The sequence below is a fragment of the Methylobacterium sp. CCH5-D2 genome (genome assembly GCF_001556475.1).
In the GTDB taxonomy this organism is placed as follows: Bacteria; Pseudomonadota; Alphaproteobacteria; order Rhizobiales; family Beijerinckiaceae; genus Methylobacterium; species Methylobacterium hispanicum.
Genome location: NZ_LSIX01000544.1, coordinates 1 through 227 on the forward strand (window position 1 = coordinate 1; position 227 = coordinate 227).

Sequence of the window (227 nt, forward strand, 5' to 3'; positions counted from 1 at the left end):
GACCGCCTTGCCGTGGCCGGGCCCGGCCGCGTGGAAGACGCCGTAGGCGAAGCCGATGCCGACGAGCGGGCCCCAGCCGCCCCCCGCCTTCAGGGCGGACAGGGCCGCCTGCAGGCTGCGGGAGAAGCTCGACTGGACGGCCAGCAGCCAGCCGCCGAGGCCGGCCGCGTCCGGGGCCACTTCCCGGAAACCGATGCCGAAGGGCGAGCGCGGCGGCGGGGCGGCGA

The 227-nt window shown here is 78.4% G+C and carries 1 pseudogene; it reads right to left on the reverse strand.

Going from position 1 to position 227, the window contains the following annotated elements:
- A pseudogene (locus AX737_RS13860) lies at positions 1 to 227 on the reverse strand (nickel transporter); the annotation flags it as partial.